The sequence below is a fragment of the Xenorhabdus koppenhoeferi genome, from assembly GCF_900116635.1.
Lineage (GTDB): Bacteria > Pseudomonadota > Gammaproteobacteria > Enterobacterales > Enterobacteriaceae > Xenorhabdus > Xenorhabdus koppenhoeferi.
On the sequence record NZ_FPBJ01000003.1, the window covers coordinates 90,872 to 105,524 of the forward strand.

15 protein-coding genes are annotated in these 14,653 nt (G+C 43.1%); 5 read left to right on the top strand and 10 right to left on the bottom strand.

What is annotated here, in order from left to right; translation table 11 throughout:
- Positions 1-32 precede the first annotated feature (32 nt).
- The 7 genes from BM329_RS01745 to anmK all read right to left on the bottom strand — a co-directional run bounded on the left by BM329_RS01745 (position 33) and on the right by anmK (position 7,678).
- Complete coding sequence (locus tag BM329_RS01745) at positions 33-785, bottom strand: cache domain-containing protein (RefSeq protein WP_092548003.1); 753 nt, start codon at positions 783-785, stop codon at positions 33-35.
- 38 nt (positions 786-823) lie between these two features.
- On the bottom strand, positions 824-1,579 hold the full coding sequence (locus BM329_RS01750; protein WP_092548006.1) for a FadR/GntR family transcriptional regulator: 756 nt from the start codon (positions 1,577-1,579) through the stop codon (positions 824-826).
- A gap of 52 nt (positions 1,580-1,631) precedes the next feature.
- Positions 1,632-2,375 (bottom strand): nuclear transport factor 2 family protein, encoded by a 744-nt coding sequence (locus BM329_RS01755; RefSeq protein WP_245758986.1) that lies wholly within the window; start codon positions 2,373-2,375, stop codon positions 1,632-1,634.
- A 45-nt stretch (positions 2,376-2,420) separates the two neighbouring features.
- Positions 2,421-3,851: a gamma-aminobutyraldehyde dehydrogenase gene (locus BM329_RS01760; RefSeq protein WP_092548013.1), complete on the bottom strand. Its 1,431-nt coding sequence runs from the start codon at positions 3,849-3,851 to the stop codon at positions 2,421-2,423.
- A 452-nt stretch (positions 3,852-4,303) separates the two neighbouring features.
- On the bottom strand, positions 4,304-5,575 hold the full coding sequence (gene tyrS / locus BM329_RS01765) for a tyrosine--tRNA ligase (RefSeq protein ID WP_092548016.1): 1,272 nt from the start codon (positions 5,573-5,575) through the stop codon (positions 4,304-4,306).
- A gap of 266 nt (positions 5,576-5,841) precedes the next feature.
- Complete coding sequence (gene pdxH, locus BM329_RS01770) at positions 5,842-6,495, bottom strand: pyridoxamine 5'-phosphate oxidase (protein WP_092548019.1); 654 nt, start codon at positions 6,493-6,495, stop codon at positions 5,842-5,844.
- Positions 6,496-6,568: 73 nt separating this feature from the next.
- A complete protein-coding gene (anmK, locus tag BM329_RS01775; protein ID WP_092548022.1) occupies positions 6,569-7,678 on the bottom strand; it encodes an anhydro-N-acetylmuramic acid kinase in 1,110 nt (369 codons plus the stop codon).
- A gap of 479 nt (positions 7,679-8,157) precedes the next feature.
- On the opposite strand from anmK, the gene BM329_RS01780 reads away from it, so the two are divergent.
- Positions 8,158-8,631, top strand: a complete 474-nt coding sequence (locus BM329_RS01780; RefSeq protein ID WP_092548025.1) for an outer membrane lipoprotein — start codon at positions 8,158-8,160, stop codon at positions 8,629-8,631.
- A 160-nt stretch (positions 8,632-8,791) separates the two neighbouring features.
- Here BM329_RS01780 and slyA read toward each other — a convergent pair whose 3' ends face one another.
- Positions 8,792-9,229: a transcriptional regulator SlyA gene (gene slyA / locus BM329_RS01785; protein ID WP_092548028.1), complete on the bottom strand. Its 438-nt coding sequence runs from the start codon at positions 9,227-9,229 to the stop codon at positions 8,792-8,794.
- A 689-nt stretch (positions 9,230-9,918) separates the two neighbouring features.
- The gene (locus BM329_RS01790) at positions 9,919-10,158 is read right to left on the bottom strand and encodes a DUF1289 domain-containing protein (RefSeq protein ID WP_092548031.1); all 240 of its coding nucleotides are present in this window, start codon (positions 10,156-10,158) and stop codon (positions 9,919-9,921) included.
- Between the two features lie 239 nt (positions 10,159-10,397).
- Here BM329_RS01790 and gloA point away from each other — a divergent pair, with 239 nt between their 5' ends.
- The gene (gene gloA, locus BM329_RS01795; RefSeq protein WP_092548034.1) at positions 10,398-10,805 is read left to right on the top strand and encodes a lactoylglutathione lyase; all 408 of its coding nucleotides are present in this window, start codon (positions 10,398-10,400) and stop codon (positions 10,803-10,805) included.
- A 192-nt stretch (positions 10,806-10,997) separates the two neighbouring features.
- A complete protein-coding gene (gene rnt / locus BM329_RS01800; RefSeq protein WP_092548037.1) occupies positions 10,998-11,657 on the top strand; it encodes a ribonuclease T in 660 nt (219 codons plus the stop codon).
- Between the two features lie 73 nt (positions 11,658-11,730).
- Here rnt and BM329_RS01805 read toward each other — a convergent pair whose 3' ends face one another.
- Positions 11,731-12,096 (bottom strand): Grx4 family monothiol glutaredoxin, encoded by a 366-nt coding sequence (locus tag BM329_RS01805; protein ID WP_177216162.1) that lies wholly within the window; start codon positions 12,094-12,096, stop codon positions 11,731-11,733.
- Positions 12,097-12,472: 376 nt separating this feature from the next.
- Here BM329_RS01805 and sodB point away from each other — a divergent pair, with 376 nt between their 5' ends.
- Positions 12,473-13,051 carry a superoxide dismutase [Fe] gene (sodB, locus tag BM329_RS01810; RefSeq protein WP_092548043.1) on the top strand — a complete coding sequence of 193 codons (579 nt, stop codon included), beginning with the start codon at positions 12,473-12,475 and terminating at the stop codon, positions 13,049-13,051.
- Between the two features lie 574 nt (positions 13,052-13,625).
- Complete coding sequence (gene purR / locus BM329_RS01815; protein WP_092548046.1) at positions 13,626-14,651, top strand: HTH-type transcriptional repressor PurR; 1,026 nt, start codon at positions 13,626-13,628, stop codon at positions 14,649-14,651.
- Positions 14,652-14,653: the final 2 nt, after the last annotated feature.

Sequence of the window (14,653 nt, forward strand, 5' to 3'; positions counted from 1 at the left end):
AGAATTCCCTGATCAATCTGAATAAGTGGGCTTCAACAGACAAACGCCCTGTGTGATTCAGTGTGTGATGACGGTAGGATCACCAGACGCAATGAAGGTATTTCACCATCGGGTGACCGATTAACGTTTTGGCTTTTCAATAGCGAACCGGAACGCACTCCCGGCACCGTCGAAGTCACGACACGTGCATCGTTATTAATAATCAATGCTGGCTTACCGATGGCACTCAGAGATGGCAGAAGTAGCTTATCCAACGTCGAGACCAGCATATCCACTGCCGCAACACCGAGAAACTCTTCACCGATAAGTACCGGATGGGCTATCGTAATCGTGTAGGCGCCGTTGCAAACATAATCTACATAAGGACCGTCAATGACAGGAAGATGACGGCTGGCCGGCTGCCGGAACCATTCAAAAAATCGGAAATCCAGACGTCTGCGCTGCGCCTGATTGTGTTCCAGCTGTGCATGCTGAATATTATTCCCTTCCTGACGCCACCACTCCAGCGTCCAGTAGCCATCCTCCTCTCCAACCGTCTTCGTTACCGCATAGCTGGCAAATCCTGCCCCGTTACACCATGCGTTGTTACGCAGTACATCGTGAATATGCGTTTGCAATGCACCGCGTTGTTCCTGTGCCAGGCGGACACCTTCTGTATGATATAACGGCAGATCCAATAAAATCCGCGCTGTCTTATCCGCCAGAGCCGCGGTGGCCTGCTTCGCTGCAATCAGGATATCGCTCAGGATGCTCCTGGTCCGTTCTACGTGTATATCGTTGTACATATGCCTCCCTCTCTCCTGATGAAATGAATGCAGATATGTTACTCACGATCAGATCTCGGCAAAAATGGCACATCAGTATCCATACGCAATTTGCGTTCAAGCAGGTGGTCGGTAATTTGGATAATCATCTTTTGCGCGAGTTGGTAACAGGTAAGGTCATCACCTTCATACAAAGCGGCCAGAAGTGTACGCCAGACAGCAACAACCTCGTTATGAACGGTGGCTTCTCGGTATAAAAGCGCCATCAAAGGTGTCCATTCAGCCTGAATCTCCAGCTCCTGATTGGCAAGCCTGGCCGACTGTGACTGGGATGCTAGGGTTAATAGACAGCGCATATCTGTTTGTATACGGGTATCCGGTTGCGTCGCGACCGCAAAGCTGTCGATCAATTGCTCAAGCTTTCTCAGTTCATCCGGCGTCGAACGTTGCGCCGCAAGCCTCGCGCTGTGGCCGATCACTGCACAGTGAAACTCGCTGAAATCTGCCAGTTCACCTGAAGCCATCCGCCGCAACGGGTGATATTTCCGCATAGCCTCAACAGAGACCTGACACACAAAACTACCGCCATGACGTCCGCGCCGAGTATCGATCAACTGCCTGGCGCGCAGCGTATTCAGGGCGTCACGTACAGTCACTGGTGACACACCCAACAACCGCGACAACTCGTTTTCGTTAGGCAGCTGCTCATCAGCCTGTAATATTCCGGAGATGATCGCGTTACTTAATCGTTCCACAACCTGTTCGGTCCGGGTAGCCTGATCGAGCGGGGCATAGACGATAGAATATGCCGTCATTCTCTAATTCCTGATTGAAATGACATGGGATTTCAGCATGTCTGCAAAAACGCTAAAAAATACCGTGGCGATGCAGCGCTTGCGCATCCTCTGGTACCGGGGTGATAGCATCCCAAAGCTCAGCCACTTTGCCGTTCTCGATGCGCCATAGCTCAAAGTAGCTATGACGTGCTCCGGCAATGCTTCCCTCCGAATGGCTCAGAACAAACTGCCCGTCGGCTACTGTACGGTGGATTTTTGCATAATGCAGGCCCTGTCCTTCATCCTTGAGTTGCTTGAGAAACGCAATGACCGCAGCCGTACCATCGGGAATATCGGGGCTGTGTTGGCGAAACTCTTCACCATTGGTGTAGTTCCCAAACTCATCATAGTGTCCTTCTATCAGAGTACGAGTGAAAAAATTAACCACCAGTTCACGGTTCTTCTCCCTGTCATGGCTGTGGCCCGTTTCAGTCGGGCCGTCTAACTGAGTTCGGCCACTGGCGTTGGGAGCGGACTGCGGCACTAAGCCGTCCCAGTGCTCCACCATTAAGCCATCAACAACCCGGTACAGATCGAAACCGACCAACGGCTGATCATCTAACCCGGTAAAACGACCGTGGATAGCAACCAGGTCACCGTCCTGTAATACGCGGTACGTTTCATGGTGTAGTTCAGGATGAACCTCAACCAGCTCACGCAATCCGGCAAGACCATCTTTGACCAACGGGGAATGTTCGATGAAATTAGGCGAAAAATAACGCTCAAGCGCTTCCACATCACGGCGAGTAAACAGCTCGTGGTGTGCGTGCGACACCAAGTCGCGCGGAGATCTATTTTGATTCATTATGGGTGTCCTGCATCAGTCATTGGAGCTCATCACGTGTTTGATACGCGTATATTCCTCGAAGCCATAAGCCGACAGATCTTTACCGTATCCCGAATTCTTGAAGCCGCCATGCGGTGCTTCTGCCGTAAGAGGAATATGGGTGTTAATCCAGACGGTTCCAAAATCAAGCTCACGAGACAGGCGTAATGCGCGGCCATGATCGCGGGTCCAGACACTGGAGGCCAACCCGTATTTCACATCATTAGCTTTTCCGATAGCATCCTGCTCTGTCAGGAACTTCTGCACTGTGATAACAGGGCCAAAAATCTCGGTCTGAATCACTTCATCGTACTGATCCAGACCGGTAATCACCGTAGGTTCAAAGTAATATCCCGAACGATTGGCCTGACGGCCCCCTGTTTCGATGCGGGCATGAGCGGGCAAACGCGCAATAAATCCCTTGACCTGTTCCAGCTGGCGAACATTATTAAGCGGCCCATACAGCGCCTCTTTATCTTCTGGATCGCCAAAACGGATGGCTTTGGCAGCCGCCACCAGTTTAGTAACGAAGATATCGTGAACAGACTCATGCACAAGCACTCGTGAAGCTGCCGTACAGTCCTGACCAGCGTTGAAGTACCCCGCGATAGCAATGGTCTCCACCGCTTTGTCCATATCCGCATCGGCAAAAATAACCACCGGTGCTTTACCGCCCAACTCTAAATGCGCTCTGGTAAGATTAGCCGCCGCCGAAGAGGCAACCTGCAAACCTGCGCGTACGGAACCCGTGATGGAAACCATCGCGGGTGTTTTGTGCGAAACTACCAGAGCACCTGCGCTGGCATTACCCAGCACCACGTTGAAGGAACCGGTGGGGAAGAATGGTGCGGCCAGTTCAGCCAGCAACAGAGTACTCTCCGGCGTGGTATCGCTCGGTTTAAGTACCACAGTATTACCTGCTGCCAGCGCAGGCGCTATCTTCCATACTGCCATCATCAACGGATAGTTCCATGGGGTAACCTGCCCAACCACTCCCAGCGGTTCACGCCGGATACTGGTGGTCATATCAGGAAGATATTCAGCTGTAGCCTTGCCTTCGAGAAAACGGGCAGCCCCGGCGAAGAAGCGAATATGATCCACCGATGTCGCAACCTCCTCGGAAGCAATCAGATGCTTGAGCTGCCCTGTATTGCGGCTCTGTGACTCAATCAGACGTTCAGCGTTTTTTTCTATCGTATCAGCCAGCGCTAACAACGCCTGCTGACGCGCCGAGGGCGTACTGCGTCCCCATATTTTAAACGCCTCTTTAGCTGCTGCATAAGCATCATCAACATCTGCTGTGGTCGCGTTAGGAGAACGTGCATAAGATTCACCAGTGACTGGACTTATCAAATCAAAATATTCAGAACCTTTGGATTGAATATACCGACCATTAATAAAATGCCTGAGCGTTGGCACCGACATGGTTACCTCCTGATGGATTGAATATATAAAATATAACCTATGATTTAATATATTTAATGGTTGCATCATTGTCAAATTTGTATGAAAAATGTAAAAAAACAAAGATAATTAGATACATAAATGCAACCTGCAGAGGTTCCATCAAGGAAAATATGCAAATCTGTGAGCAGGATCGAGGATTTCGGGATTGGGCACTGTTGCAAAAAAGCAGACGGCATCACAACTTAAATAAAACGCACTTAGTGGCCTGAAAATGTATTTACATCTGTAAGGTTAGCAGTGAAATTCCACAATTTTAACGCTTCTATTGGGTTAAGCGCGTATTCTTGTCACCGAAAATTTCAACTAATTTATTCATGGCCTGTTCCTCCCCGGAGCTGTTTTCAGCAATTGCCAAAATATTGCTCCTGGAACAGGCACTTCGGCAATTCCCTATCCAGAATCCGGGTTAATTATTTCCAGTTGATAAGGCAATAATGTTTTTTGCCACGGCGTAACAAAGTATAACGCCCAAATAAACGATCGTCGTCTGCAAACACGTACATGGGTTCAGATTGTTTTTCACCATTAATGGAAACTGCATTAGAGCTGATCATAGTACGCGCTTGTCCACGGGAAGGAACGAATTCAGCTGTAACCAGCGCTTGTTGCAAATCAGCTCCCTTTTCAAGTTCAGTCGCAGGCATACCATCTTGCGCCAATTGAGCAAAATCATCTTCGGTCAGATCAGCAATAGCCCCAGAGAATAAACTCTCAGTGATGCGTTTCGCCGCAGCAAGACCTTCCTCACCATGTACCATACCTGTAACTTGTTCTGCCAATACATATTGGGCGCGTGGAGCTTTGCCGCTACTCTTATCTTCTTCTTTCAGTGCGTTGATATCTTCGATGTCCATGAAAGTGAAGAATTTTAAGAAACGATAAACATCGGCATCTGCTGTGTTAATCCAGAACTGGTAGAATTTGTATGGGCTGGTTTTCTTCGGATCGAGCCAAACAGCGCCGCCTTCTGTCTTACCGAATTTAGTTCCATCTGATTTGGTGATCAGCGGTACTGTCATACCAAACACTTGTTTCTGGTGTAAGCGACGAGTCAAATCGATACCTGAAGTAATGTTACCCCATTGGTCTGAACCGCCAATCTGCAATTCAACACCATATTTTTCATTTAAGTTTGCAAAATCATATGACTGCAACAGATTATAAGAAAATTCAGTATACGAAATCCCAACATCATCACGGTTGAGACGCTGTTTTACCGCTTCTTTGTTGATCATTTGGTTAACAGAAAAGTGCTTGCCAATATCACGAAGGAAAGCCAGCACATCCATTTCACCAAACCAATCATAGTTATTGGCTAGTTCCGCGCCATTTTCATCATCAAAACTGAGGAATGGTGAAACTTGCTTACGAATTTTTTCAACCCACTCTTTGACAGTTTCTTGCGTGTTCAATTTGCGCTCAGTTGCCTTAAAGCTGGGATCGCCAATCAAACCTGTCGCACCGCCGACCAACGCAATAGGCTTATGCCCAGCCAGTTGGAATCGTTTTAAACACAGCAAGGGAACCAGATGGCCCAAATGCAAGCTGTCAGCGGTAGGATCGAAGCCACAATAGAGAGAAACCGGACCTTGCGTCAGTCTCTCAGCTAACGCCTCTTCATCCGTTACCTGGGCAACAAGGCCCCGCTCTTGCAATTGTTTAATCAGGTTATTGCTAGACATCAATGACTCCATCGGTTTGTATACTTTACCTATATAACTATACCCGTCGCTTTTCAAATCGTAGCTTTGTCGGCTGCATCTCGAAATCCATTGGATGTATATAAGTATCTCGTTATAAATCACGTGCTATAGAATAAAACGGCAGGAATATAAGTGCCAGTATAAAAATGGTAATTATCCCTTTCATCTTTCAAACTACTACTTTATTGACTGTAATTTGAAAGCTGTCAGATACCATTGGATATAAAATTGGGTATAAAATAGTGTTAAGGTGCCAGACGATCAACTTGCCAACCATCACCTTGACGCTGATACAGAAAACGGTCATGCAGGCGATAAGCACCTCCCTGCCAGAATTCTACTGAATCAAATTCAACTCGAAATCCGCCCCAGAAGCTGGGTAAAGGAACCTCACCATTCTGGAATTTCTGTTTTAATTCCAAAAACTTTCCTTCCAAAATTCCTCTGGCAGAGATCCGAGAAGATTGCTGGGAAGCCCAAGCTGCAATCTGGCTATCTTTTGGGCGACTATGGAAGTATTTAACAACTTCTATGGGAGACAGTTTTTCTGCTTTACCGAGAAAACTAACCTGCCGTTCCAATTGATACCATGGAAAATGAAGGCTAATCCGGTTATTTTGTGCCAGATGTTTCGCCTTACGACTGCCAAGGTTGGTATAGAAAACCAGACTATGAGCATCAAAATGTTTTAATAAAACGATGCGCTGATAGGGTTGACCATGCTCATCCACTGTAGCAATGCACATTGCTGTCGGATCACTGAGTTTAACTGCACAAGCCTGCTTTAGCCAACGCTCAAAAAGCTCAATGGGTTCTTTAGTAAGATCTTTTCGCCTTAATCCGCCACATATATATTCGCGACGCAGTTCTGCGATAGCCGTTTCATTATGTTCTGACATTTCTAACTCTCGGTTTATTACATGAGTATTAGCATATCATTGTTATCTGCTAGCTAACTGTATTGACACCTTATTATTTAACTACAGGGTAAATAGCCCCTAAAATTGTCTCTCTATCCGCACCTGTCACTGACGGCAAGTTGCCAGACAATCCAGACATAGTTCGGAATGTCAGCCAAGCAAATGCCAGAGCTTCCATATCATCACCACTTAGACCGTACTTATCTGTCGTTGCAACTTCAGTACCCGGTAATAAAGTTGATAATCGGTCCATCACGCGGGGATTGCGTGCTCCACCTCCACAAACCAGAAGACGTACACATCCGCCACTTAATGTCACTTGCTGAGCAATACTTACAGCCGTTAATTCAGATAGTGTTGCCTGAACATCCACTGGTGCAATATCTGGAAAATCGGCTAACTGTTTTTCCAGCCATGCCATATTAAAATATTCACGCCCTGTACTTTTTGGTGCAGTACGTGAGAAATAAAAGTCTGAAAGCATTTTTTGCAGTAAAGGCTCATTGACTGTTCCTTCACTGGCCCATAATGCATCTTTATCATACTGTAACTGCTTATGCCGCCATGTCCAAGCATCCATCAACATGTTGCCCGGCCCTGTATCATATCCTTTAACAGCTGAATTAGGCAGAAGTGCAGAGATATTTGCAATTCCACCAATATTCAAAATAATACGTCTTTCTGTTGGATGCCCCAATACAGCCATATGAAACGCAGGAACCAGCGGTGCACCTTGACCACCATAGGCCATATCACGCCGTCTGAAATCACCGACAGTTGTAATATTAGTGAGTGCCGCAACGCGGTTATTGTCACCAATTTGCATGGTAAAAGGCTTTTCACCATCCGGCTCGTGCCATACTGTTTGCCCATGGCAACCGATGGCAGTAATATCACTTGCAGTCAATCCCGCTTTATTCAATAACCCTTGAACGGCTTCCGCAAAAAGAGTACCTAGCTCATAATCAAATTTCCCTACCATTGATAATGTCGTTTGCTGTCCCTGACAAATAGAAAGCAGTTTTTGCTTAAGTTCCTGTGGGAAAGGATGACTATAACTCTGTTGTTGAGTAACACCGTTATCACTAATCTCCGCCAGAATTACATCAACTCCATCCATGCTGGTGCCAGACATAACACCAATATAACGTCCTGACTTCATAAATATTCCCCTATTTAAAGAATAGATTACATTTAGCGATGTATACCTATACCCAATGGATTTCAAGTTGCATCACGACGGCAAGAGAGCAAATCCCTGGGAGCATAGATAACTATGTGACCGGGGTGAGCGAGCGCAGCCAACAAAGAGGCAGTTTGAAAGACGAAGTGTATAGATTACATTTAATCTTGGGTAAACTATAAAACACATTTATTTGGACTAGATATATTTACTGATTAATATCAGGGATAAAATCTGAGTTTTGGAGAGTCCTTCACAAAACGTGCTAAACTTTTGGTCAGGAATTATTCTTTTCAGAGTTTGTTGTAAGAATTTGTAGTCATTTATTATATATACAGATATAAGTCATTAACGGCTAGCTGATTTATTATTTCTCTGCTAACAATAGCAGTAGCCGAATGCTTGATTATCAGTTTATTATCAAGCGTCTCTATCGGACATTAAAATTAGGAGTAACTATGTTCAAACGTTTCCTGGTTGGTGCAGTCGTAGTAACCACATTGTCTGGTTGTGCAAACATGGGAGCACTTTCTAGTGATACTTATTCTATTGGTCAAGCTAAACAGGCTCAGGCTGTGACCTATGGTACTATCTTGTCTGTACGTCCCGTCACGATTAAAGGCAATGACGCTGGTGATCCTAATGTGTTAGGGCTCATTGGCGGAGCTGTTTTGGGGGGGCTATTAGGTAATACTGTCGGTGGAGGCTCTGGTCAAAAACTTGCTACGGCCACAGGTGCTATTGCAGGTGGTATTGCTGGTCAAGGCATTGAGGGGGCGGTAAACCAAACAAAAGGTGTTGAGCTAGAAATTCACACAGATAGCGGAAAAAATATCATCGTGGTACAAAAGTTGGATCAAATTGTATTCAACAAAGGTCAACGTGTCAGGATTGCTGACAGCGGAGATTCTTTAACAGTATCACCGCTCTGAAATACCCAAATAAACAAGACTAAAAAATCGCGGCTGACCAATATCTAGACCGCGATTTTATTACTGTATATCCTTCATTTTTCTAATTGCGGCTTCGTCAGCTGCACCCATTCATCTCCGTCACATTGCAACTTGAAATCGATTAGATATGGATTAATTTTTATATTACCTGTTTATGTAATTGGTTAATGTTTTTTTCGATTTTTTTTATTACAGAAGCAAGCAGAATTAACTCATCATGAGTAATTCCCTCCAAGATCTCTTTCCTTGTAGAACCAATAACACTATCTACTTTTCTGATAAAGGTTTCCGATTCTCCGGTTAGTTTGATTCTTTTTGCGCGTCGATCATTGGCACATGTATGACGTGTAATCAGTTTCTTTTCTTCTAATTGATCAAGAGTTCTCACCAGAGACGGTTGCTCAATACCAATAGCTTTCGCAAGCTGTATCTGTGATTGTTCTGGTGGCAGCTGACTAATATTGCATAAAGTAACCCAATGTGTCTGAGTTAATTTCAACGGTTTCAAACGATGATCAATTAAAGCGCGCCAAACACGAACTAAACGTGCCAGGTCTGATCCCAATGTCAATTCCAATTACCCCCTCCTTATAATTAGAGACTCATATAATCTCAATGAATTATCCAATCAGTTTATTCATATGAATAATGGATACGCACCTATATCATGCTTACATTAGCAGAATCAGATATTTTGCTAATTACCTAATTAGTGTCGCGTTGGCTTGTTACTCAAAGTTGACATCTTCGTCTTCGTCGCCCTAAAGAGCGAAGTTCTACGGCGCACCGAATAAAATCGCGCATTAATCCACCAACGATATAAATATAAACTGTATAAAATAATCTTCTAACTAAACTATTATGATTTTAAATATCAACAAAAAAAATACAATCCCCCAAAATATATACATTTCCACTCGGTTAAAGTTCTATAAGAATAACCGCCATCCAAATACTAATCTATATATTTTTACATTAATATCATTTTTCTCTTACAAAAAACACTAATTTAATAAAAAATAAATAAAAAACAATGGGATGGAAAAATCGCATCTTTATTGTTCAATAAATAATGCTTTAATAAGAAATTTTTATCGAAATATAAAAATCAGTCAACAAGAGTGATATTTTTTAAAAACTTAAGTCAAATTAAAGAGATGTAATATGAATATCATATCATTTATTATCAGTAATATTTCTTATTCCTGAAGCCATCTTAATCCATTGATCATATAAGAGATATTTTTTGATCTATTTAGAATAAAACTAAAATAAACCAAGTTGTTCCGGAATAATATTTTCATTCTCTCCTTTTATTTTTAATGCTCTTAGATATCTGTGACGACATAAGCTAAATATTTTTCTTTTTTCACTATCTGATAATTTCATCCACATAAATCGTTCTTCCCTGCTCCGATAACATCCTCGGCAAAAACCACGGGAATCAGATTCACAAATCCCTCGGCAAGGGTTTTGAATAGCAAAAAGTTCTAATTGTTCAGCCATTTGATCCTCCTGTACTCAGATTCATCAACCTGCTTTTCATGAGGAAACTGTCATTTATATCCTTCATCCATGATAGTTAAAAGCTAAAATAGTAACATAATTAGATCAAGTAAATGGAAGGACAAATTGAATTATTTTACCTATACAAGTTATAGTTTAGCCAGACATGTGCAGTCAGTGGGCAAAGTTACACAATAAAGCTATGTTTCATAATAACATTATAATATCAAGAGGTAATTATGCGTTTACTCCATACTATGATCCGTGTTGGCAACATGCAACGCTCGATTAATTTCTACACTCAGGTAATGGGCATGCGTTTACTTCGCACTAGCGAAAATCCAGAGTATAAGTATTCCCTCGCTTTTGTTGGCTATAGCGATGAAAGTCAAGGCGCAGTCATTGAGCTGACATACAACTGGGGTGTCGAAAACTATGAAATGGGAACCGCGTTTGGGCATATAGCCTTGGGTGTTGATGATGTCGCAGCAACTTGTGAGCGCATCAAACTTTCAGGTGGAAATGTAACCCGCGAAGCCGGGCCAGTCAAAGGAGGAACAACTGTCATTGCATTTGTTGAAGATCCTGATGGCTATAAGATCGAACTCATCGAAAACAAAAGCGCCAGTAATGCATTAAGAAACTAATTACTTAGTACACCTATAGATTTCAAGATAATGCCTGGAAAATAAAATAGAGATTAAAAGGGCATATTTTATTGCCCTTTCTTATCTTCACCGGGTAAGCGTATTATTTCTGCAAGACATCCTAAATTTTGTCATAATGTCCGCTATTCCAGAGTTAAAAACAAAATCCTGAAGTTAAGAATTGAAAATCAGATGTCTAATAAAAATGATCAAAATATGCTAAGTGGACGCTTTCGTGGCTACTATCCCGTCGTCATTGATGTCGAAACTGCTGGTTTTAATGCACGAACAGACGCTTTACTTGAACTTGCTGCAATCACGCTAAAAATGGATGAAGATGGTTGGCTAATGCCCGCTGATACTCTACATTTCCATGTTGACCCTTTTGAAGGGGCTAATCTTGATCCGGCAGCTCTGGCATTCACTGGTATTGATCCCACAAATCCTTTGCGAGGCGCGGTCAGTGAATACACAGCATTACATGCTATTTTCAAAATGATCCGCAAAGGTATAAAAGATACTAACTGCAATCGTGCAATTATGGTCGCCCATAATGCCAATTTTGATCATAATTTTATTATGGCAGCAGCAGAACGCTCTGGTTTAAAACGCAATCCTTTCCATCCATTTGCGACTTTTGATACCGCAGCACTTAGTGGACTGGTTCTTGGGCAGACAATCCTTGCCAGAGCTTGCATCACTGCGGAAATACCGTTTGATAGTGATCAAGCCCACAGCGCACTTTATGATACCGACCGAACTGCCCTACTTTTCTGTGAACTGGTTAATCGCTGGAAACGGCTCGGTGGCTGGCCATTAGCTTCTACTGACTTTGCTGACGAAGCTCCCTAGAATATAAGCCCCATACCTTATCATATAGCTATGGGGCTTAACATTCGCTCATCGTTCTGATGAATGATGATGCTTATTCCTGCTCACGGTATTTATCAGCAGTTTCTTTAATCAGCGTTTGTAATTCACCACGCTGATACATCTCAACAAGAATGTCACAGCCGCCTACCAACTCACCATCAATCCAAAGCTGAGGAAAAGTCGGCCAATGAGCATATTTAGGTAACTCGGCACGAATATCCGGATTTTGCAGAATATCCACGTAAGCAAAACGCTCACCACAAGCAGATAGAGCCTGAACTGCCTGAGCAGAGAAACCACAGTTTGGTAATTTAGGAGAACCTTTCATATACAACAGAATTGGGTTTTCGCTAATTTGGCGTTTGATTTTTTCAATAATTTCCTGAGTCGTTGTATCAAAAACTGTGTTAGTGTTCATATTAGTATTCACCATTATTGCTTCCTTAAAACTGCGAGCGCTATTCTCAGTATCAGAAAAGATTGATTCAGAATACCACTTTCTGCTCTGATTTTTCTACCGCGAACTTTTTACGTTAAATTTTTTGCCACAATATGAAACAAGTGAGCGTTCGATATTTTCCCTCACTGGGTCTATTCAGCCCGTATAACGGCTCAGTTATACGCCAGATTGCCGCTAAGCAGCATCTTTTATTCTGTTCTTTAGCAGAAAAATTGTTAAGATAATTACCAAAATAGCAACATGATAATAAGCTTAAATTTGCTCTGGCCATGATTAGTATCTTTTAAGTTATGGTTTGTTGAGCCAAAAACCCGATATTAAAAAGGAGCATGCAATGTCTTTTGAATTACCAGCATTACCTTATGCCAAAAATGCCTTAGAACCGCACATTTCCGCAGAAACCCTAGAATACCATTATGGTAAACACCACAACGCTTACGTTGTAAACCTGAATAACTTGGTTAAAGATACTGAATTTGCTGGAAAATCTTTGGAAGAAATCATCAAAACATCTGAAGGTGGCATCTTCAATAATGCAGCGCAAGTCTGGAACCATACTTTCTACTGGCATAGCCTGTCACCAAATGGTGGTGGCGAACCAACTGGAAAAGTAGCAGATACCATTAATCATGCTTTCGGTTCTTTTGCTGAATTTAAACAGCAGTTTACTGATGCAGCCCTGAAAAACTTTGGTTCAGGTTGGACATGGTTAGTTAAGAAAACTGACGGCAGTCTGGCGATCGTTAACACTTCTAATGCTGCCACTCCACTGACCGGCGAAGATAAACCAGTTCTGACTGTTGATGTTTGGGAGCACGCGTATTACATCGATTACCGTAATGCACGCCCTCAATATTTGGAACATTTCTGGTCTTTGGTCAACTGGAAATTTGTCGAGGAAAACTTGGTTTAATAAGCTTAATTTATAAGCTTAATTTTCACACCAAATTGCAATAACAAGGGCAGGCTTTCTTCCATTCACTGAATAATGAATACCGGAAAACCGGCCCTTCAGGCAAGAGATGTTACACGTCAATTCTTTTTCTTGATCCTGATTAGATAATACAAAGGCTTCCCCAAAAAACAATCATGATTAATGCACTACCAGCAACCATTAATCCCAACTTCAGCTCTGTATCCATAGAACATCCTCAATGTGAAAAATAAAACTACCCAACACCATAAATTTTGTATAATCAGTCACCGTATTATCTAAAAACACATACAGCAATCTTGAATCTATACTCCTTATAGCATTGATTATTACTTTCACTTTTGAGCTAGATCAGACAAAATTCAGGGTTCATCGCTAAATTATTGCCAACCATCACTCTATATATAAATATGGTGGCAAACGCTTAACAAAGATCCATATCCAATAGATTTCAAGTTGAAGCATATCGGTAAGTAGATGCTATCAACCAAAGCAGCAGCTTGAAAGATAAGGTATATAAATTTAGACCATAAGGTCAGGAGTCCTTTTTATCATGGCAACGATTAAAGATGTGGCCAAACGCGCTGGTGTTTCGACCACTACCGTATCCCATGTTATCAATAAAACCCGTTTCGTCGCCGAAGATACAAAGGCTACCGTTTGGGCTGCTATTAAAGAACTAAATTATTCTCCCAGCGCCGTTGCCCGTAGCTTGAAAGTTAACCACACAAAATCCATCGGATTGTTAGCAACGTCGAGTGAAGCTCCATATTTTGCTGAAATCATAGAATCTGTTGAAAATAGTTGCTATAGAAAAGGCTATACCCTGATTTTATGCAACTCTCATAACAATATTGATAAGCAGAAAGCTTATCTCGCCATGTTGGCACAAAAACGCGTAGATGGCCTGCTGGTAATGTGCTCCGAATATCCTGAGCAGCTTTTGGGCATGCTAGAAGATTACCGTAATATTCCAATGGTCGTTATGGATTGGGGCGAATCTCGTGGAGATTTTACCGATGCAATCATTGATAACGCTTTTCATGGTGGTTACTTGGCTGGCCGTTATCTTATTGAACGTGGTCACAGGGATATTGCGTCTATTCCTGGCTCTCTGGCAAGAAATACTGGCGGCGGACGTCACCAAGGATTTCTCAAGGCGCTCAAAGAAGCCAATGTCGCTATTCGGGATGAGTGGATTGTGCAAGGTGACTTTGAGCCTGAATCCGGCTATCAAGCCATGTGTAAGATCCTGAATCAAAAACATCGCCCAACGGCTGTTTTTTGCGGTGGGGACGTTATGGCAATGGGGGCAATCTGTGCCGCTGATGAGCTGGGGCTACGTGTTCCACAAGATATTTCTATCATCGGTTATGACAATATCCGCAATGCCCGTTATTTTACTCCCGCATTGACCACGATTCACCAACCTAAAGAACGTCTGGGACAAATGGCCTTTTCAACGTTATTGGATAGGATAGTCAACAAGCGTGAAGAGGCACAAACGATTGAAGTCCATCCACGCCTCGTTGAACGGCGCTCTGTCGCGGATGGACCTTTTATCGATTATCGTCGTTGATA